We start from the raw sequence: 365 nt of genomic DNA on the forward strand, positions 1-365 counted from the left end.
AAAAATATTGTTCAATTTTTTGTTGTCTTGTCTGAAATTGTCAGTGAGGGCTATCAGCCAGATCAGGCTGGCGTCCTTTCCTTCATTGCTGATAAGACAGACGACGCATTGCTGATGGCATATTCTGGCCAGTATGGTTCATATGCGTTACGTGAAAATCAGTTCGATATCATTATCCCTCAGGGAGAATATTCAATTGATGTCGTTGGTGATGTTGGGGTAGCGGCAACTATACGTCAACGCAATAAATTGAAGTTTGTGCCAGAAGATAAATACACCCGCAAGGTTGCTGATGTTATCAACAACACTGAGCTTAACTTCACGCAGTATCCCATTGAGCTGAAGTGTACGTTCGAAGAAGGCGA

At 42.5% G+C, this 365-nt stretch carries 1 protein-coding gene; it reads left to right on the forward strand.

Annotated features, from left to right (window positions below):
• A partial coding sequence (locus tag AC2FC2_RS27030) for a hypothetical protein (protein WP_490660214.1) occupies window positions 1-365 on the forward strand: 365 nt, incomplete at both ends.

Source organism: Serratia sp. CoH_122_TC_1, assembly GCF_058191755.1.